Origin of the sequence: Desulfitibacter sp. BRH_c19 (assembly GCA_001515945.1) — a bacterium.
GTDB lineage: Bacteria > Bacillota > DSM-16504 > Desulfitibacterales > Desulfitibacteraceae > Desulfitibacter.
On the sequence record LOER01000034.1, the window covers coordinates 19673 to 41419 of the forward strand.

Consider the following 21747-nt stretch of genomic DNA (forward strand, 5'->3'; position numbering starts at 1 on the left):
TCACTACTAATTAAGTATTTCTGGTTCTATTTTATACTTCTGAATTTTTCTGTATATAGTTGCTCTGCTAGTTCCCAAAGCTTTAGCAGCTTTTATTTTGCCTTGTTCAGACCACCCAAAGTGGTTTAATGCATTTATTATAGCGTCTTTTTCTATCTCATCTAGGCTCTTGACAACAGTTTCTCCAGTCGCATCATAATCAATAACTTCTTTACCATTAACGTCCTCCCAAATCCTAGGCGGTAAACTTTCTACTTGAATAATAGGACTTTCTTCAATATTAATGGCATATTCAACAGTATTAATTAATTCTCTCACATTACCTGGCCAACTATAGTTTAAGCATACATTCAAAGCCTCTTTTTCAAAATCAATTACTTTTTTATTGAGGAGTTTGCCATATCTGATTCTATTATAATCCAAAAGTTGGGGGATATCTTCCTTTCTCTCTCTCAAAGGTGGTATCTCTAATGGAATGACACTCAATCTATAATATAGGTCATCTCTAAAAAGTCCCTTAGTTACAAGATCCTGGAGGTCAGTATTTGCAGCTGCAATTACTCTAATGTCCACATGGACTAACTGATTTCCACCGACCCGTTCAATCTGCCTCTCCTGCAATACCCTTAATAATTTTGCCTGCAAATAGAGAGACATATTGCTTATTTCATCTAGAAAGATAGTACCACTATTAGCCAATTCAAATTTACCTATTTTCCCTCCCCTTTTAGCTCCTGTAAATGCTCCTTCTTCATATCCAAATAATTCGCTTTCAAGTAAAGTTTCTGGGATAGCACCACAATTTATAGATACAAATGGTTTGTTCCTCTGAGTACTTGCCTCATGTACTGCCCTTGCGAATAATTCCTTACCAGTTCCACTTTCTCCTAATATTAGAACTGTTGAATTGCTGCTAGCAATTTTCTTTGCCTTTTTTACAACTTCCTGCAGCGATGCACTTGAACCAATAATATCGTCAAAGGAAAGGTGCTGTTGTTTATTGAATGTTTCATATACATTTTTTTGGGTTTCACTATAATCCCTGTACGAAGCCACAGCACCTACAACTTCTTTTGTCTCAGATAAAATAGGTCTAGCTGTACTCAAAAGATGAAATTTTTGCGTGTTAAAATTTGCAAATACTTCTTTATAAGTAAAACCTTCTCCTCCATTAAGTAAGTCTAGTAAAGGCAGATTAGGAGCAAGATCATTTAAGTTTTTACCAACAACTTTGCTTCTTTCAAGTCCAAAAATTTGCTCAGAAGATTTATTGAGGTGTGTAACATACCCACTTTTATCAACAGCCATTACACCTTCATGTACAGAATCCAGAATAGCTTCTAATCTATTTACCATTACCGTTCTATCTGCTGCCATCTGTTTTTCTATAACCTTAGAACTAATAAAATCAGCCATTTTGCTTACAAAATCAATCATAGACACTCTTTGATCCCTGAGTTTGTCTTCTTGTTCTTTATTAAAAGCACTTAGGCTAATATTACCAATTACTTCTCCTTTTACTTTTATAGGATATACAATATATGCCTTATAAAAACATCCACCTGCTAATGTACATTTCTTGCAAATCTCATGATGACCCGGAGAGCTGATATATAGGTATTGACCAGTCTCTAACACTTTCTTGTTAACTAGACCTCTTAACATTCTGGAACCTATGTTTTCTTTAACACGTCCAGTACCCGCCACTCTGACCAGATCCTCATCTACTATTTCTACTTCAACATTTAAAACAGTAGCTATAGCTTCAGCGACTTTTTGACCTTTTTCTTTAACTTGGTATAATCTATTCACCACGAACCTCCCATGGTTCAAACATTTCATTAATAAAAAATTCGCCATATTACATCTAAGTCCTTCAAAACCCTGAAAATCAGATTAGCAAATCTAATAATAGGATAGAAGTGATAATTGACGAGAGACTTTCGTTCCGGTATAATTGTATACAATAATACGTGTGTACTACATTAGAATGGGGGGAATAAATATACTATGGTAAGTTTAACTGTAAAGAACAATCCTTTTGAAGATCCATTTTTTCGCGAGCTATCCTTACTTGCAGAAAAGCACAACTGGATAGATCCTGAACTGTATAAATTACACAACACTAAGCGCGGTCTACGAAATAGCGATGGTACAGGAGTATTGATTGGCCTTACAGAAATTGGAGAGGTACAAGGATACTTAAAAGATGATAAAGAAAAGACACCTCAGGAAGGTAAACTTCTATATAGGGGTATAGATATTAAAGAAATAGTTGAAGGTATACAAGACGAACATAGACATGGTTTTGAAGAAGTATGTTACTTATTGTTATTTGGAAATCTGCCAAATGAAGAGCATTTAAGCACATTTAAAGAAATGCTCTGTACCATGCGATATTTACCCAATGGCTTTCATGAGGATATGATCCTAAAAACTCCAAGCAGAAGTGTCATGAATAAATTAGCACGGAGTGTATTGACAAGTTATTCCTATGATGATGATCCTGATGACACTAATGTTGAAAATGTTCTCAGACAATCAATCGAATTAATTGCTCGCTTTCCAACAATGATTGCCTATGGATATCAAGCAAAGGTACACTTCTTTGATGGTAAGAGTCTAGTTATACATTTACCCAAGGATGAATTAAGTACATCAGAATGTTTCTTGCACATGATAAGACCAGATCACAACTACTCAGAACTTGAAGCTGAAACCCTTGACCTAAGCTTAATGCTCCATGCTGAACATGGTGGTGGAAATAACTCCGCCTTTACCACTCATGTTGTATCATCAGCTGATACTGATACTTACTCTGCAATTTCTGCTGCTATAGGAGCTTTAAAGGGCAATAAACATGGAGGCGCTAACATTAAGGTTGTAGAAATGATAGAGGACTTAAAATCTAATGTAGTCGATTGGACAGATGAAAAACAGGTAGAAGAATATCTTACTAAAGTAAGTATGAAAGAGGCTTATGATAGGACAGGTCTAATATATGGTATGGGGCATGCAGTTTATACCTTGTCAGATCCACGGTCAATACTATTAAAAGCTAAAGCAAAAAAGCTAGCTGAAGAAAAAAATATGGAGGATGATTTTTACCTTTATAGTCTTATCGAAAAACTAACTCCTCTGATTTTATCAAAAAAATACAATAAGGAAATAATAGTGCCATCTAATGTGGACCTTTATTCAGGCTTTGTATATGAAATGCTTAATATTCCAAAGGAGCTTTATACACCTATTTTTGCAATGGCCAGAATACCCGGATGGTGCGCCCATAGGTTAGAAGAAATTGTAAGTGGGGGGAAAATAATTAGACCTGCATATAAAAGTGTACAAGAAACAGCCAATTATCTGCCATTGTACAATAGATAGGATAGAAAAGATCTAGCAAATCATAGCTCTGCTAGATCTTTTCTATTTCAAAAGAACTTTTTAACGTACCCAGCCCCTTAACCTCATTGCTTCTACTACCCTTTCAATACCTGCTAAATGAGCTGCAAGTCGTAAATCAACTTTCTTCTCCTGAGCTATATCCCAAATCCTATTAAATGCCAATCTCATCTTTAGCTCTAATTTTTCATGAATTTCATCCTCTGACCAGTAATAACCTTCATTATTTTGTACCCACTCGAAATAACTTACTGTAACTCCTCCAGCATTTGCTAGAATATCTGGTACAATAAGTACTCCTTTGTCTTGTAAAATAGTATGTGCTTCTGGTGTAGTCGGACCATTTGCTGCTTCAATAATCAACTTAGCTTTAATATCATGAACATTATCCATGGAAATAACATTTTCAATTGCAGCGGGAATTAAGATGTCACAGTCTATTGTTAAGACATCCTTAGGTGCTATTCGTTCGCAATCCTCTAAATTTCTAATAGTTCCACATGTTTCCATTTCTTTTCTGATTTTTTCATAGCTTATTCCATTAGGGCAGTATAACCCACCTTTTACGTCACAAACAGCAACTATCTTGGCCCCCATTTCCTCAGCAAACTTAACCATATAGGAACCTACATTGCCACACCCTTGGATAGCTATAGTTGATTTGGATATATCTAAACCAATTTTTTTTGCTGCCTCATCCATTGTAATTGAACATCCCTTAGAAGTAGCAGATGCCCTACCTAAAGATCCTCCTAAACTAATTGGTTTACCAGTTATAAAGCCTGGCGAATCATATTCTCTTATTTTGCTATATTCATCCATCATCCATGCCATTACTTGTGGGTTTGTAAAAACATCTGGGGCAGGAATATCTTTTGTTGGACCAACAATCTGACTAATAGCTCTTACATAGCCCCTGCTTACCCCTTCCAACTCATCCTTGGACATTTTCTCAGGATCACATATTACTCCACCTTTTCCTCCACCATAAGGCAGACACATAATATTACACTTCAACGTCATCATTATGGATAATGCTTTTACCTCATCTATATCAACTATAGGATGAAAGCGGATGCCACCTTTAGTGGGTCCAACTGCATCATTATGCTGTGCGCGAATACCTGTAAAAATTCTGATGGTGCCATCATCCATCTTTACTGGAAAACGTACATATAATACTCTTTGTGGATCTTTTAAAATTTCATAAACATCTTCACCATAATTCATAATCTCAACTGCTTTTTTAAGCCAGACACGTGTAGCCTCAAGAATACTTAGCTTCATATTGCTTTTCCTCCTTAATTAGGAACACATTTTAACTAGGCTCTTCTTACCAGACTCAGCTAATTCCACTCCAGCTTCATAACCTAAATTTAATGCCTTTTTATTAAGTTCTTCTGTCCCCTTTGGTATTCTAGCAAGGACAGCCCTTTGCAAAGCTTCAAATGTCACTACTTCTGTCAAACCAACAAGGGCACCTAAGGCTACCATGTTAGATACTATTCCCTTGCCTACATCATTCTTGGCAATTTTTGTGATGGGTATTTGGTAGATATTCTTAAAATCCGGCAAATTGATAACATAAGTGCTGTCTACAAGGACTAAACCATTGTCCTTTAAAGATGTAATATACTTATTAGCAGCTTCCTGTGTCATTGCGAGAACAATATCTGGCGTTATGACCTTTGGATAATCAATATCGTCTTCCCCTATAATCACTTCCGCCTTACTTGCTCCCCCCCTTGCCTCAGGACCATAAGACTGGGTTTGTAGCACATTTTTGCCATCAATAATGCCTGCTTCTGCTAATATAATTCCTGCAAGTATAATACCTTGGCCACCAGAACCACTTAACCTTACTTCCTTGTTCATCAGGATTGTCTCCTTTCACGTAAGGTACTTATCAAATTTTCGTATTGATCGCAAAACTCCGGTGCTTCTTGGTTGTGAAGCTCTCCAATGATCGTCTTGCCTCTTAACTCTTCAGGCTGCATTTTCGCAGCTGCCTTTACCATTACACTATTGTCTTTTTGTGACTGTATCATCTTAACTGGTGACCCCATTTTATTCTTTCTACCATAGCTTATTGGACATCCAGTTATGGCTTCTACTAGACTAAAGCCCCTGTTTTTTACTGCTTTAACTATAAGATTGCTTAACATTTTTGCGTGATAGGTTGTACTTCTACCAACATAGGTAGCCCCCGCTGCTATGGCGAGCTTAGCTATATCAAAATTTCTTTCAAGGTTCCCATAAGGACAAGTTGTAGCCATGCTCCCAGTAGGAGTAAGGGGAGAATATTGTCCACCAGTCATCCCGTAAATACTATTATTAAATACAATAGCAGTTAAATCAATATTTCTTCTAGCTGCGTGAATAAAGTGATTGCCACCTATTGCAGTAGCGTCACCATCGCCCATAATTACTATTACATTCAATTTGGGTTTAGCAACCTTGACTCCCGTTGCAAAACCTAACGCTCTACCATGGGTAGTATGCAAGGTATTAAAGTCCAAATAACCTGACGCCCTAGAAGAACACCCAATACCTGAAACAAAAACGGTATTATCCTTACTAAGCTGTAATTCATCAACTGCTCTAATAATTGCCTGTAGTACTATGCCATTTCCACATCCCGGGCACCATATATGAGGCATTTTGTTCATCCTTAAATACTTTTGTGCTAATAACATCTATAATACCTCCTCTACTTTAGCCAGAATCTCAGCAGGAGTTATTAATTCTCCATCAACTTTATCAACAGGTTCAACCTTAATCATCTTGCAACCTAGATGTTTTTGAACTTCCTCTAATATTTGACCCATATTCATTTCAGGAACTATGACAGCCTTTGCATTCTTTGTAGCTCTGAGTAATACTTTATCTGGAAATGGCCAAATTGTTGCCGTTCTCAGCATGCCTACCTTTTTTCCTGCTGCCCTAGCTTCCTTTACGGCCTTCCTAGCTGGCCTAGTAATACATCCATAACAAAAAATAATTACATCTGCATCTTCCACCATATATTCTTCTGTGATGGTAATCTCATCTTTGTATCTTTCAATCTTGTCATGAAGTCGCAATATTAGTTCATTTGTTAGTTTAGAACTCCCAGTCGGAAAACCACTTTCGTCATGTGAAAGTCCAGTAACATGATATCTATATCCTTCACCAAAGTTTGCCATTGGAGGAACACCGTTTTCGTCAGGTTTATAAGGAAGGTATTCCCCTGGTGGTACTGTAGGTGCTTTTCTATTCACTACTTTGACCTCAGAATGATCTGGTAATTCTACACTTTCTCTCATATGGCCAATAACTTCATCTAATAAAATAATAACGGCAGTTCTAAATCTCTCGGAAAAATTTACTGCTTTGACAGTAAGATCAAATGTTTCCTGTACAGATGATGGAGATAATGCTATAACTGGATGTGCTCCATGTGTACCCCATCTTGCCTGCATCACATCACCCTGTGAAGGCGAAGTGGGCAAACCAGTACTGGGCCCTCCTCTTTGAACATCTACTATTACACAAGGTACCTCTGTCATTATTGCATAACCAATGTTTTCCTGTTTTAGAGAAAACCCCGGCCCACTTGTAGCAGTTAAGGATTTTACTCCAGTCAAAGAAGCTCCAATTATTGCTGCCATAGCGGCTATCTCATCTTCCATTTGCAGAAAATGTCCACCATATCGAGGCAGTTTTTCTGCTAAAATCTCTGCTATTTCAGTAGAAGGAGTGATAGGGTATCCAGCAAAAAATCTTATGCCTGCAGCCAAAGCTCCTTCTGCACATGCTTCATTACCTTGTATTAAACGTGTTTTAGTTGGCATCTTGAACCTCCCCTACAAGGATGCTAAAATCAGGGCAGTGCATCTCGCATATTTTACATGCACTACAATCATCTGGTTTTACTACTTTTGCTTTTCCCATTTCATCTAGTGCTAGTACTTTTTTTGGGCATAAGTGCACACATATGCCACAACCCTTACACCATTCTGCTTTGATGTGTACTAGGCCCTTCTTCTTTAGTTTATCAGTCATAATCTTCACCCCTATATTGTCTGGCCTTCATATCATTATATAGCAAGAACCGTGCCAAAAACAGGGCATTATATTTATTCCCTAATTTGTATATTTTTGCAATATGGCAAATATGCAGAACCCGTTGATAACAACTGATAAAGTAAAAGATGCACCAAGTACAGGAATACTTGCCGCATCTGTATGGTGGTATTTATTCATCTCATTATGAGAGTAGGGTTTAGGAGTACCTGATAGCATTATCCTCTCAATTTGATACTCATGTCATTTTGAGATGTTTGTACACCACAAACGTAAAAACCCCAGCTATAAAGCTGGGGCTAAGTGAGGAAAATAACTAATTATGCTTCGCCATTATTAAAATGTTTATTATGATGATTATGATGATTATGATTTATGGTGGTGATGATCATGGTGATGATGATGGTGTTTTGGCATTAAGCAGCAGAAGAACAGAATAAGAATAAGAATTAAGTTATCATCAAAGATTGGCAATACTGGCCCCGGACCTGGTCTTCCCATAATTAAGCCTCCCTTAATTTAATTCTTATACATAATATGGTAATTATTGTTATGTTGTTACTATTGAGGTCCACATTAGGGCATTTATCTTCTTTAAAAAAAAGAGTCCCCTCAGAAATTACTAAATTAATGAGGAGTCTCTAAATTTGACCAATGTTACCTTTTTGTTACCGCAAATAGATTTTCAAACGAGCGGCCCTTGATACTTAAGGGCTGTTGGGCTTTTATTACATCATTCCGCCCATTCCACCCATGCCGCCCATACCGCCCATGCCTGGTGGCATTCCGCCGCCAGCTGGATCTTTTTCATCTTGTATGTCAGCAATTAAAGTCTCAGTTGTTAATAACATAGATGCAATGCTAGCTGCATTCTGCAATGCTGATCTTGTTACTTTAGCTGGGTCAACTATACCAGCAGCTATCATGTCAACATATTCACCAGTTAGAGCATTAAAGCCTATTCCTACTTCTAATGACTTAACTTTTTCAACAACAACTGAACCTTCAGCTCCAGCATTGAAAGCAATTTGCTTAACAGGTTCTTCTAACGCTTTCTTAACAATATTAACGCCTGTCATTTCGTCGCCTTCACCTGTAATTGACTCTAGGGCTGGAATTACATTAATTAATGCAGTTCCACCACCAGATACTATACCTTCTTCGACAGCTGCTCTTGTGGCTGCTAAAGCATCTTCAATTCTATGCTTCTTCTCTTTCATTTCAGTCTCAGTTGCTGCTCCAACCTGGATTACAGCTACACCACCAGCAAGCTTAGCCAATCTTTCCTGAAGCTTTTCCTTGTCAAATTCAGAAGTGCTATCTTCATACTGCTTCTTGATCTGAGATATTCTCTTTTGGATAGCATCCGAAGAGCCCTTTCCTTCTACCATTGTGGTATCTTCCTTGCCAACTTTCACTTGACGTGCAGTACCAAGCATATCCATTGTAGCATTTTCTAGCTTGATACCAACTTCTTCAGAAATCACCTGACCACCAGTAAGAATTGCTATATCCTGTAACATAGCTTTACGTCTATCACCAAAGCCTGGAGCTTTCACAGCTACACATGTAAATGTACCCCTGATCTTGTTAACAACCATAGTAGCTAATGCTTCACCTTCAACATCTTCAGCAATTATCAATAATGGCTTGGATGCCTGAACTACCTTTTCTAAAACTGGAAGAATTTCATTAATAGCCGCAATCTTCTTATCTGTTATTAGTATATATGGATCATCTAAGACAGCTTCCATTTTTTCAGTATCAGTTACCATATAAGGAGAAATATATCCTCTATCAAACTGCATACCTTCAACTACATCCAATGCTGTTCCAATACCTTGTGATTCTTCAACAGTAATAACGCCGTCTTTACCAACCTTTTCCATAGCATCAGCAATTAGGGTTCCAATTTCAGAATCATTAGCAGAAATTGAAGCGACCTGGCTGATAGCTTCTTTACTTTCAATCTGCTTTGAAAGATTTTTTAATTCCGCTACTGCAACATCAGCAGCCTTTTGAATACCTTTTTTTAGTATCATTGGATTAGCACCAGCTGTAACATTCTTTAGGCCTTCTCTAATGATTGCCTGTGCTAAAATTGTAGCTGTTGTAGTTCCATCACCAGCTACGTCATTAGTCTTAGTGGCTACTTCTTTAACTAATTGAGCACCCATGTTTTCCAATGGATCTTTCAATTCGATTTCTCTCGCAATAGTAACACCATCATTTGTGATAGTAGGTGATCCAAACTTTTTCTCCAAAACAACGTTTCTACCTTTTGGTCCTAAAGTAACTTTAACTGCATTAGCTAAAGCATTAACGCCTCTTTCTAGCGCATGTCTTGCCTCTTCTTTAAAAATAATTTGTTTAGCCATTTATCTTTACCTCCTTAACTATTTTAATATTTATCTTTCTACTATACCTAGTAAGTCTCTTTCAGCTAAAATCAAGTAATCCTGGCCATCTAATTTGATTTCATTTCCAGCATATTTTGAATAAAATACACGATCTCCAACACTTACTTCTAATTCAACCTTCTGTCCATTCTCAAGAACTCTACCTGAACCGATAGCAACTACTTCTCCTTCTTGTGGCTTTTCTTTTGCAGTATCAGGAATAACTATACCGCTCTTGGTAGTTTCTTCATTTTGTAAAATTTTAACAACAACTCTGTCACCTAATGGTTTAATGTTCATTCTATTGCCTCCTTTTTTTATATATGTATTTTAATTTTACAACTTATTGTTAGCACTCGTTAGTGGCGAGTGCTAACACTTACTACTTATAATATTAGAGGGGTTGAGTATGTGCAAGTCTCGAAAATGGCTAAAATGGCTAATTATTGTTTGTTTACCTTGTTTTTTCCTACGATAACCCCTCAAATCTTCCATTCAGAGCTAGTTTTCCCTATATTTTCTTATTAATACACTTCCATCAAAAATAATTCCACAAATGGCCGAAAATTATACACTATTATTTTGTAAATATGCAGGAATTAGTATAATTATTTAAAAAAATATATCATAAAATATACTATTTTCGTTAATAATTGCACCTATACAATTATCTTTAAAATCAGCTTAACTTATGAGACAATAAACTTGCAATATAAGTTTTCTAAATGGAGGTGACATATATGAATTTAGATTTCTTTTCTAGACTTTTTTCCAGCTTATCACCTTTAAAGGTTCGTTCAGAATTGTGTAGTAAGCAAATAACTCCCCGATCTTCCTGTAGTAAATGTTTAGAAATTTGTCCTACAAAGGGCATCTCTTTTGCTAATGAACAATTAATTGTAGATCAATGCAACTATTGTGGAAATTGCGTTTTTGTATGTCCAAACCACGTATTTAAACTGGATGAAGACTTTATACTAAATAAAGTAATAAAAAATCAAAAACTAATTATAGCATGCCCTCCAATGTTGAAAAATATTAATATAGCTAATCACGAGGATATTCTAAAAGTAAACTGTTTACATCAATTATATCCTGAGCTGATTATTAAAATGATATGTATTATAGAAGAATTAGTTGTATTGATAGACACAGACTTCTGCAAAAAGTGCCAAGGATATGACATAGCCAATCTACATTCTTCTATAAAAACTTTTGCACCACTTATAAATACTAATTTAAGCAATAAAGTTAGTATAATTACTAATCCCAATGACTTAAGTTTATCCAAAAATAAAACTAATAACCCTAAAGAAAATGCAAATAGAAGAGAATTCTTTAAAACTATAGTCTCAAACACAAAAAAAGCGCCTCAAGAGGTTCTTAGCTATACTTTGGAAAACCTTGATATCCAAAAATCAACTGAGTCCAAAACAGGAAGCTTAGAAAAATCTAAACCTACAAAGAAGAAACATATTTTAGACTTAGCAAAAACTGTTCACTTTAAGCCAGACACATTACTACCATATAAACACTTAGCAGTTATTGACTGTAACTTTTGTTCTGCCTGTACAAAATTATGTCCCACTAAAGCCCTGACAATCATTGAAGAAGAAAATAGCAAAAAACTAATGTTTCAACCCCAATTATGCACCGAATGTAATATCTGCATGGATATTTGTTTTACTGGTAAAATTCAATGGCAAGGCAATATTTCTAATGAGGATTTTTTATCTGGTGAGCCAAAGCTTTTAGCAACTGGAGTGAGTATGGAATGCAAAGAATGCAATGACGAATTTTGGTATGTGCCTGGTGATACTATTAAAACCTGTCCATGGTGTAAAAAAGGTTAATATTTTATCAAATAGCATCAAAATCAAAATCGTTACTCTCCAATAGTATGTTACTCCCACAAAAAACTAGCATTTGTCTAAAAGTACCAGCTTTTCTATGGTTTAGATATCACACAGTCTGCGTCCCTATGCTTCCCATCTGGACACAAGAGAAGCGTGCCATGCTTTAAAATAGTCTACTTTATTATTCCGTTGATAGTATTCCATAGTATATTTATGCCGTCTTATGCTTGTAGATTTGCATTGCAGCAATATAGGAAGCAATGAGAATACCCAAGCACCATAAAACTGCAATCAAAGCATTGTTTCCAACAGGTTCATTCATCATCAGGGCGCGTACAGCCTCAATAATCGGCGTCATCGGTTGATGCTCGGAAAAAGCACGGACAACCCCAGGCATGGATTCGGTCGGCGCAAAGGCGGAGCTGATAAAGAGCAGTCCCAGTAGAGGGTAGGAGAAGACCGCTGCCCCTTCGCCGCTGTTTGCCAATAGACCAAATGTTACCGAAACCCATGTCATCGCAAGCGTAAACAGCAACAGAATTCCAAAAACAAGCAGCCATCCGGTGAACCCCGCCTCTGGACGGAATCCGACCAATAATGCAACCAGCAGAACCAGCATGGTTGAAAACATATTAAACACCACCGATCAGCACATGCCCCCCAGAATCGAGGATTTCGAGATAGGCATCGAATAAAAACGGTCGAAAATCCCCGCTGTGACATCGTTGTTTATACGGAAGGCTGTATAAGCCACGCCGCTGGTAGTAAGCAGAACGATACCGGGCACCACAAAATTGATATAATCTACAGAACCGGTGTTCATCGCTCCACCGAGCACATAAATAAACATTAGCAGCATCATAACCGGCATTATGACGACCGTGATCAAGGTGTCAATGCTCCTGAAGGTATGGCGCAGTAGACGTCCGCCCATCACCGCTGTATCGCTGAAATTATGTTTCATTCCTGATATGATTTTCATTTCACATCTTCCTTTCCCTGATTTCTACCGATAATCGCAAGGAACACATCCTCTAGTGTTGGCAGCTTTTGTGTAAATTCAACAACCGAAATCCCTGCTTTTTCAAGAAACTGTGACATTGGTCAGGTTAGCATTGTACCCTTTCAAAGCAGCGTAAGTCAGTTTATCCATTGTGGAACCGTCAAAGATAGCTTTAAGGATAGACTTTTTTGGAACATTGCGAAAGGAAACATTTCGAAGGACAGCGTTTCTAAAAGATGTCCCCGCCAATCCTGCTTTATCAAAAATTGTGCCGTTGAGCGTTTGATTTTCAAAACATATCCCGGATAAATCCGAACTGCTAAAATCCGTATTATTTAAGACACAATTCTTAAAAGTACTATCTTTCAGGTTGCACATGATTATTTTTGCTCCAGTAAGATCAGCACCATTAAAACTTACATTTCTCAGGTCAGACATATTTAATCTTGCTCCGGTAAGATCAGCACCATCAAATCTCACATTTCTCAGATTACTGCATTTAAAAGAAGCGTTAACCAGATCAGAATTACTAAAATCCGAACCTCTCAAGTCGCTCATATCAAACTTTCCATCTTGTACTGCTATCCCTTTTAAATCCGAATCTTGGAGGTTGCTCGTAGACAAATCTCTTTTCACAGTCTGCCGCAGTTCTCTTGTCTTATCGGTGATGCTTTCTATAATCTCTTCAATATCTCCCACGGAATCGATGGTCATGCGTAAAGCCGCTTCGTCATCATAACCCTGATTTTTAAGATCTCTGACTTTCTCCTGTAAATTAACATGCAACTCTTCTTTCAATCCCTCAACCGTATACAAGTCTTGATAGGGTGCAAATACCCCGTCTAAATATTTCATTAATTTCTCATTCATTGTTTTTACCACCTCTCTTATAATAATTGATCAAGAATACGCTTAGCGGATTCCCAATTCTTTTTATTTTCAAGATAAGTCATTTTTCCTCTTTCAGTAATCGTATAGTATTTTCTTCTTCCACCTTGGGTTGCATCACCCCAATATGAAGTTATACCACCATCAATCTCTAGCCTCTTCAGGCTGGAATACATAGTAGCCTCCTTAAGGTCATACTCACCACTAGAGTTTGCATGTATCAATTTAGATATTTCATACCCATATTTATCGCCGCCCTTTAGTAACTTCAAGATAATGGTATCCGTATGTCCTCTCAATAAATCCGAGGAGATTTTATTATCGACCATTGCGTCACCTCCATAGATACAATATACATCATATTACCCTGGCTGTCAAGGTACTTTTATCATCGCTATACTGTCATTAGTTTTATACATTTGATAGAATATAATACCGATTTATTTCCGCTTATAGTGATAATGGCTGTTTGTATAGAAAAAGCCATGTGCCAATGATTTTTTCATTGATACATAGCTTTTATTTGTTTATCTTTCAAACTTCCAGCCCCTCAACTTACCATTGAATAATTTTCCCCGACAGTATAACTATATAGGTGAAAAGATTTCAGTAGGTGTAATAGATGCCATACGAAACATGCTAACCTAAAATGAGTCTTTGAGAAGATTTTCTATCTGATGAGCCAAGGACTTTAGCATCTGGAATGAGCACAAAATGCAAAGAATGCGACGAGGACTTCTGGCATTTGTCTGATGATAATTCAAAGAAAACCTGTCCCTGGTGTAAAAGGGTTTAAAGTTAATCTATTTCGTTTTTTAGTAATATAGCATTGACCAACGTCCCCTTTTCAATAGGATCTGAACCAGCAGGAATATCAATTAAGGCATTACATCCAATCATGGATTTTAGCACACTTGACTGCTGGTTACCCGTAAGTACAGCTACCAGAGTATCCCTTTCATAGAAAACCTTTGCTCTCAAAAACCTTCTATGTGGGCTACTCTTTTTAAATCCATCAAGAATTGGAATCTGTATCCTTTTGAAGTGATAATTTTCAAACCCTCTCATTTTTTTAATTAAGTTCTTAATCAGAAGCTCAAAGCTAATTAAGGCCGCACCTGGATTTCCGGATAAAGCTACTATTAATTTACCCTCCTTTTTTGCTGCCATGGAAGATGTGCCAGGCTTTATATTTAATCGATTATATATAACACTTGCACCAAGACTAACTAGGGCTTCTTCAACTAAGTCATAATCTCCAACTGAAACTCCTCCTGTGGTTATCACTAAATCATTTTCCTTGATTGCTCTATTAATTACGTCTTTTATTTGCTCAATGTTATCATCCACACACCCATATCCCTTACCACTAGCTCCCAAACTATTTATTAATGCAACTATGGTGTATAGATTACTATTATAAATTTGTCCATACTGTAATTCTTCTCCCAATTCTTTGAGCTCCCCGCCTGTACTTATAACGCCAATTCTGGGTGTATTATAGACTAAAACCTCTGTCATACCCAAAGCTGTAAATGCTCCTAAGTGATAGGGGCTAATAGAATCTCCTGCTTTAATTATTAGATCTCCATTTTTTATGTCTGCGCCTTTTTCTATAATATTACTGCTGCTATCGAGTTTTTGCTTTATGCTTATTGTGCTGTCAATATAATCTACATCCTCTTTTTTAACAACAGCATCTATTCCCCTAGGAATAGGAGCCCCTGTCAAGACTTTTACTCCATTATTCTGTTCTATTTTATAGTCTTGTCTAGTATCACCAGCCTTTATTTCCGTTAGGATTTTAATTTTGACAGGACCTTCCTGTGTAGCCCCAATAGTATCTGAGGCCTTAAGTGCAAATCCATCAAAGGCTGATTTTGAAAATGCAGGCACATTTGTACTTGCATGGACATCATTATAGACCACTTGATCCAAAGAAGCTTCAATTGGTGTTCTAATTGAAACCATTTTCTCAAGATTAGTAAGCAATAACCTTTGAGCTTCCTCTAATTCTTTTACAAGTAATTTCATAGCGACTCCTTATATTTTTTAATGTAGTTATAAGCTAAGGGGTAAGCAGTTGTTTTCTAGTATAATAGAACAAGCCATGTAACAATGTTATTGATTGATACATGGCTTTAATTGTTTCTTTAGAAACTATATTGGCCCTCTGCATCTACATGAATTCTGCCATCTAAAAAGAAAGTATTTGCATAACCCAGAGCGGCAATTTTCTCAACTACTCCTGCAGATCTTGCACCTGTAGCACAGTGAATCAACAAGGTAGTTTCCTTATCATCTGGTAATTTTGATGCAATTGCTTGAGGATCTTTGTGAATCTCGCTATCTGGAATATGAATAGCTCCCTTAATCATTCCACCTGCAACTTCAGTATCATTTCGTATATCAATAACTACTACCTTGCCTCCAGCTTCTAATTTCTTCTGCCATTCTTCAGCTTTTAAACCTCTGTCAACTTTATTACTACCTGATACATCGAAGCTGCCACCGGATGATTCGGCACCGAACAATGGATAACCCAAATCTGCCCAGGCAGGGTTGCCTCCTGCTAGGACTTTCACATTTGTATAACCATTATCAACTAAAATCTTTGCTACAAAATGACTCTTACCACAGAAAAAGCCACCACAATATGTTATAATTTCTGTACTCTTGTCAGCAGGTACTGTATTTAAGTATTTTTCTTCAAAGATAGTATCATCCATTTGAATAGCAGTAGGTATATGTCCCTTAAAATACAGATTATAAGGTCTAGCATCAATTATTACTACTGGTTTATTTTCTATGTCATTAACGTAATCTTCTGTAATTAGATTTACTACATACTCTGGTGTTATAGTCAGATAATTCCCTGCTTCTGTCCAGAATGGTGTACCTTCTTGATATACATGGACATTGGTATAACCAAGTTCTACTGCCTTTCTAGCTGAATTAGAACTTAATGGGCAATCTAATCCTCCGCAGTAAAAGATAAGCATTGTGTCCATTTCAACTGGGAGTCTGCATGGATACTCATCAAACTGTGCATCTGGAATACTTACCGCCCCATTTATATGACCTTCTATATATTTCACATCTGGCCTTGAATCTACAAGCACAAAATTCCATTCGGGTGGTGATTCATCATATGCGACTCTCTCACTTGTGGGAAGTTCATTTTTCATTAGATTAGTAAGATACTCTGTGTCAATATAGTTTAAATTTGGATCTAGAGGAACAGCATTTATTTCTTCCTTCTCCTGTTCTGTATTATCCTCAATTCCTTGAGTTTGTTCCTCAGAAGCCGGAGGTTCTACATTATCTTCCCCAGTACTGCCACACCCCGTAAACACCCCAGCAGCCAGCATTAGTACAAGCAACAACACAAATAATTTTTTCATTTTGTTTTTCTCCTCCCTAATATTGATGCTTTTTATCTTTACCTAACTCACCTATGCAATCTATTAACAATTGAGTAATTTGAATATATAGACTTGCTGCTTCAACCTCCTTTAACGTTTTTAAAAAATCCTCCAGCCAGTCAAAATGCTCCTGAAGAAAAAGATAAATCTCATCCGACTGACAGTTAACTAACATATGGGATAGAAGCTCTAGTAAAATAGCAAGATGATCAGGAGTTTTAGAAAATTCCTCTGGAATTTCCAGCCCCATTGTTTCAATAATGTGCAATATATGTTGGGCAGAATCACCCATTAGATATCCTTTTTGACTAGCAATATTTATTTGAAAAGATTTATCTGCTGTCCATACTTTATAGACTGACTCAACTGGAATAGCATAGTTCTGTCCCATCCCAATAAAGCATCTGGTATATTCCTGCTTCAAATCATGATAATTCAAGGTCATTTCTTCACATGGAATTCCTTCAGTAGAGAACTCAACTTCTTGAAGCAGGTCTTTCATCTGAGACCATAGCTTACCTGAGGAAAGCTGCCCATGGAATCCCTGGTCGGGATATTTATAAAACTCTGCGAATATTGTAAATAGATCAGCCAGCATCTCTTTTCGAGTATCAGGAACCATTTTTTCTAACCACCTCCATTTTCACCAAAGGGGACACACCTCTATTTTGGATCTAATCTTAATCCGAGGAATATCCCCAGCTTATTCAAGTAGATTCCTTATTCATATTTGAAATTAGCTATAATTTTATGTGGAAGCTTTCCATTGCCTCTCATAATGTTTTCTTCTACCCAAAGTGCAAGGAAAATAGCTCCACCTATTGTCCCAATTAGTATTGAAATCTCTGGCCATGAAGGGAAATAGAAATTGTAGGGGACTCCCGTCATACCTTCTATGACAACAGGAGAAAATATCTGTCCAGCAATGACCATATTGTAATGACCAAAAAATATGCCAATCATGGCTAAAACGGAAGCTTTAAAGACCCTATCAGATGCAAACTTTCTAGTAGTAAGCAATAAATACATGGGAATTACCATACCAATTCCAACTTCAAACAACCAGAAACTGATACTTAAAGGCCCTGCTAAGAGTGCCATTGCTGCCTCATATTTACCAGGCACCTGTCCATACAGGTTTATTATTAATTTCCATATGGTAAGAAAGGCAAATATTCCAATTAATGTTGCCAAAATTTTTCCAATTAAGGTAAGCAGTTTTTCATTATCATTTGACTCCTGACCTGGCTGTCTGCTGTTAAGCAGATAAGTAACAATTGCAAGAATAGCTGCACCAGACATGAAAGCTATTAGTAAAAACTGGAATGACATTGTTGATCCCTGCCAGAAAGGTCTGGCATGAATATTTCCAAATACTGCTCCAAGATTACTAACTGCTGCTATACCTGCAAAAAATGTCAATCTACTAAAGGTCATAACCCTATTGTCATTACCCAGGTAAATATTATAAACAGTTAATACCCTCAGCCCTAAATACATCACATATAAGGTTCCCATCCACCAAATACCTGAAGTCAGGTTAGGAGATAATAACAGCCACACCATATTGAGTGGATTACCTAATTCAAGACCAATGGCTATGAAACCAAGCACTATTGAGATAATCGCCAGGGTTAATGCTCTTTTAGTAACGACTTTAAAAACTTCAATTCTAAATATATACCAAAGTGATGCCATTATTGTTAATCCAACACTGGATGCTGCGAATAGCAAGTAAATAGCTATAAGAGATCCCCACGGGACTGAATCAGAGGTTCCTAATACCCTTTCACCATAGATTAGAATAGCTCCAGCACCGATAAGCCCAAATAATGTCATTATTAATGTAATAATCTTTAGCCTGCTGTTTAATAAACTATCCATTCTAATCCCCCTTTCATTTAGAAATATAATAGATACTCGGTTTTGTTCCCTTTTCAGGAAGCAGTTGATGTACATCTTTTGTTAATATAAGTTTGCTTATTTCACTATTTGAATCATCCAGGTCTCCGAAAATTCGAACCCCATTCATACAAGTAGTAACGCATGGAGGCTTCTCTCCTTTGACCACAAAGTCTGCACAGAATTTGCACTTTTCAGGAACATGTTTTTCCTCATCTATTGTTCGTGCATTATATGGACAAGCAATCATGCAATACTTGCATCCTATACATTTTTTATGATCAATAAGTACTATCCCATCATCTCGCTTATAGGTCGCACCTGTAGGACATACTTTAAGACATGGCGGATTATCACAATGCTGGCATTGAACAGGAATAATGTCCAATTTAGCTTTAGGATAAGTCCCTCTTTCGCGAAATTCTAACCGATTAAAAGCAATATTAGGTGGCAGCTGCCACTGCATCTGACAGGCAATACGGCACGCTGAGCATCCTGTACAACGAGAGGCATCAATTAGCATTCCATACTTGGCCATTTATAGTGCCCCCTTTCTTACTTTTACAACTACTTCCTGACCCATAACACTTCCAGCTATTGGTTCAACCATGGCAGGAATAAAGTCATTATAGTTTATTCCAACTCCATAGGCCGTCCTGGCTTTTTTGGAAAAGCCTCCATAAGCTGAAGGTACCCATACACAATCAGGATGCAGCAATTCTGTGACTTTTACTTTAGCCTGTTTACTTGCTTTTGCAGACTCCAAAACTATGTTGTCATCATCCTTTATACCCAATTTATCCGCTCTGCCTTTATTCATCCACACCCATGTTCCTTTATAGACTTCTGTAATGGCCATGAGATATGGATTATTGCTGGTAACGTGGTGGGAGTGATATGGCTGCTTCCCATGAATAAGTCTAAACTCATCATCTCCATCAGGCATAACCTTTGGAGCAACCCATCTTGGAACTCCACTAAAACCATTTACTTTATAATTACCAACCGAAAACTCCACTTTACCCGAAGGAGTAGTTAAATTAGGGTTTCCATTTCTAAGCGGAAAGCCTTCCTTTACATTTGCAGGAAATTCTATACACCCAGACTCCTTAAGCTCTTCAATAGTGATCCCCAGGGGTTTAATCATTGCCCAAACCTGCTGTTCAATTGTAAAGTCAAAGTACTGCCTAGCACCAATTTTAGCTGCAATTCCCTGCATCATATCAAAGAGTTGTTTGGTATCATTAATAGGATCTATGACTTTTTGACGCCAGGCTACCTGAGGATGATCATGGGTAATATTTCCGCTAGTCAATACAGGTAGTTCTGTTCTTTCAAGAAAATAGCTTTCTGGCAAAATATAATGAGCTGCATACAGGGAAGTTTCATTCCAATCTGTTGGAATTGATACAACCAGTTCTGCATTTTTCATTTTTTTCTGGTATTCAGGATCTGGACCTGTCCGAAGAGGATTATAGTGATAAATAAAAAGTGCTTTTACTTTACCTTCTTCAACAAGCTGCGGAACTAACTGTGGTATCCCCCTGCTTGGTTCCACAGTTGGGTATTTGCCTTCGACCCCTGCACCATCCACTCTAGGACCTTTCTCTGTGGTTGGTGGCTTGGTAATGTTTAATTCGCCTAATTCAAGCTTAGCTGTTGGAAGAAGGCCTCCCTTCATAAACATATTACCTAGCAGGGAGTTAATAATTACATTCATTTGTGCTTGCTGAACACTATTCTTATAATGCGCATTTAAACCATGGTATCCCGTTTCTAGAAATGCCTTGGGTGCATTTGCAGCCATTTCTCTAGCTATTTCTCTTATTTTTGCTGCTGGAACATCAGTAATTTTTTCTGCCCATTCAGGGGTGCAGCTCCTATTTGCATTCCAGAATTCATCAAATCCTTCAACATATCTATTTGCAAAATGCCTATTATACAAGTTTTCAGTAATCAAAACATGAGCGAGTGCCAGGAAAAAAGCTAAATCAGTACCAGGACGAATAGGAATCCATTCATCTGCTATTATGGCCAACTCGCAATAACGTGGATCTACCACAACAATCTTTGCACCCTTTTCCCTTGCATTTAAAACTTTTTTCATGCCATTGGGAATTATCCCCCCAGCAAAATTACGTCCTACAAAAAGCATATAATTGCTGTTTTCATGATCACCATACAGGCTGTCACCTACCATATTGGCCCAGACATTACTTTTAGATGTAAAACAAGTTGCATAATGGGTAATATAGTTTGGTGATCCAACATAATCCAAAAGTATATCAGCATAGTGTTTTCCTTTTACTCCATGCTCTAACCAAACAACAGAGTCCCCCGAGTAATTCTCTACAACCTTATTAAGTTTTTCACCTATTTCCTCAAAGGCTTGATCCCAGGATATGGGCTCAAATTCCATGTCTCCTACTCTTTTCATGGGTCTGGTTACTCTATCTGGATTATAAACATCTGCAATCATTCCATGTCCCCGTGCACAAATCTTTCCCCTACTTTTCAAGTGAATTGGATGGCCTTCTGCTTTCCATATCCTGCCGTTTTTTGTATATACAAACATACCACACTGATTTGTGCATCCATTACACAATGTAGGAATTTTGGTTACAGGAGCACTTTCTGCCATTTGACTAAATTTGCCAAAGCTCATGTAAACCGGAATTGTACTTACAGCTCCCGCTGCAGCTGCTCCTTTTAAAAAGGTTCTTCGTGTAATACTTCTCATTAAACTACCCCCTACTGTATTGCAGTTTATGCGGTACTATTCAACCTAAACCCTAAACTAGGGTTTT

At 37.3% G+C, this 21747-nt stretch carries 18 protein-coding genes and 1 pseudogene; 2 read left to right on the forward strand and 17 right to left on the reverse strand.

All coding sequences use genetic code 11. The features are described 5' to 3' along the window. Positions 1-6: 6 nt before the first annotated feature. Complete coding sequence (locus tag APF76_05860) at positions 7-1812, reverse strand: transcriptional regulator (protein KUO49989.1); 1806 nt, start codon at positions 1810-1812, stop codon at positions 7-9. A 198-nt stretch (positions 1813-2010) separates the two neighbouring features. On the opposite strand from APF76_05860, the gene APF76_05865 reads away from it, so the two are divergent. Then, a complete protein-coding gene (locus tag APF76_05865; GenBank protein ID KUO49990.1) occupies positions 2011-3384 on the forward strand; it encodes a citrate synthase in 1374 nt (457 codons plus the stop codon). A gap of 60 nt (positions 3385-3444) precedes the next feature. On the opposite strand, the gene APF76_05870 is transcribed toward APF76_05865, so the two are convergent. From APF76_05870 to APF76_05900, 7 genes are all read right to left on the reverse strand, one after another. After that, complete coding sequence (locus APF76_05870; GenBank protein KUO49991.1) at positions 3445-4689, reverse strand: glutamate dehydrogenase; 1245 nt, start codon at positions 4687-4689, stop codon at positions 3445-3447. 18 nt (positions 4690-4707) lie between these two features. Further along, positions 4708-5277 (reverse strand): 2-oxoglutarate ferredoxin oxidoreductase subunit gamma, encoded by a 570-nt coding sequence (locus APF76_05875; protein KUO49992.1) that lies wholly within the window; start codon positions 5275-5277, stop codon positions 4708-4710. After that, positions 5277-6098 carry a hypothetical protein gene (locus APF76_05880; protein KUO49993.1) on the reverse strand — a complete coding sequence of 274 codons (822 nt, stop codon included), beginning with the start codon at positions 6096-6098 and terminating at the stop codon, positions 5277-5279. The genes APF76_05875 and APF76_05880 overlap by 1 nt, the downstream gene beginning before the upstream one ends. Beyond that, entirely contained in the window at positions 6099-7235 is a 1137-nt protein-coding gene (locus tag APF76_05885) for a 2-oxoglutarate ferredoxin oxidoreductase subunit alpha (protein ID KUO49994.1), read from the reverse strand. Continuing rightward, positions 7225-7446 (reverse strand): hypothetical protein, encoded by a 222-nt coding sequence (locus APF76_05890; protein ID KUO49995.1) that lies wholly within the window; start codon positions 7444-7446, stop codon positions 7225-7227. The genes APF76_05885 and APF76_05890 overlap by 11 nt, the downstream gene beginning before the upstream one ends. A 749-nt stretch (positions 7447-8195) precedes the next feature. Continuing rightward, positions 8196-9845: a molecular chaperone GroEL gene (gene groEL, locus APF76_05895; GenBank protein ID KUO49996.1), complete on the reverse strand. Its 1650-nt coding sequence runs from the start codon at positions 9843-9845 to the stop codon at positions 8196-8198. A gap of 30 nt (positions 9846-9875) precedes the next feature. After that, complete coding sequence (locus APF76_05900) at positions 9876-10166, reverse strand: molecular chaperone GroES (protein ID KUO49997.1); 291 nt, start codon at positions 10164-10166, stop codon at positions 9876-9878. A gap of 440 nt (positions 10167-10606) precedes the next feature. On the opposite strand from APF76_05900, the gene APF76_05905 reads away from it, so the two are divergent. Continuing rightward, entirely contained in the window at positions 10607-11719 is a 1113-nt protein-coding gene (locus APF76_05905) for a hypothetical protein (GenBank protein ID KUO49998.1), read from the forward strand. A gap of 214 nt (positions 11720-11933) precedes the next feature. Here APF76_05905 and APF76_05910 read toward each other — a convergent pair. From APF76_05910 to APF76_05950, 9 genes and pseudogenes are all read right to left on the reverse strand, one after another. Then, a pseudogene (locus APF76_05910) lies at positions 11934-12704 on the reverse strand (ABC transporter permease). Between the two features lie 102 nt (positions 12705-12806). Beyond that, the gene (locus APF76_05915) at positions 12807-13595 is read right to left on the reverse strand and encodes a low-complexity protein (protein KUO49999.1); all 789 of its coding nucleotides are present in this window, start codon (positions 13593-13595) and stop codon (positions 12807-12809) included. A gap of 17 nt (positions 13596-13612) precedes the next feature. Next, positions 13613-13942 (reverse strand): PadR family transcriptional regulator, encoded by a 330-nt coding sequence (locus APF76_05920; protein ID KUO50000.1) that lies wholly within the window; start codon positions 13940-13942, stop codon positions 13613-13615. A gap of 469 nt (positions 13943-14411) precedes the next feature. Further along, positions 14412-15647, reverse strand: coding sequence for a hypothetical protein (locus APF76_05925; GenBank protein ID KUO50001.1), 1236 nt, complete (start codon positions 15645-15647; stop codon positions 14412-14414). A gap of 119 nt (positions 15648-15766) precedes the next feature. Beyond that, a complete protein-coding gene (locus APF76_05930; protein ID KUO50002.1) occupies positions 15767-17017 on the reverse strand; it encodes a hypothetical protein in 1251 nt (416 codons plus the stop codon). Positions 17018-17033: 16 nt separating this feature from the next. After that, on the reverse strand, positions 17034-17660 hold the full coding sequence (locus tag APF76_05935) for a hypothetical protein (GenBank protein ID KUO50003.1): 627 nt from the start codon (positions 17658-17660) through the stop codon (positions 17034-17036). 98 nt (positions 17661-17758) lie between these two features. Then, positions 17759-18922: a hypothetical protein gene (locus tag APF76_05940; protein KUO50004.1), complete on the reverse strand. Its 1164-nt coding sequence runs from the start codon at positions 18920-18922 to the stop codon at positions 17759-17761. Positions 18923-18935: 13 nt separating this feature from the next. After that, on the reverse strand, positions 18936-19478 hold the full coding sequence (locus tag APF76_05945; protein ID KUO50005.1) for a 4Fe-4S ferredoxin: 543 nt from the start codon (positions 19476-19478) through the stop codon (positions 18936-18938). Further along, positions 19479-21680, reverse strand: a complete 2202-nt coding sequence (locus APF76_05950) for a dehydrogenase (protein KUO50006.1) — start codon at positions 21678-21680, stop codon at positions 19479-19481. Positions 21681-21747: the final 67 nt, after the last annotated feature.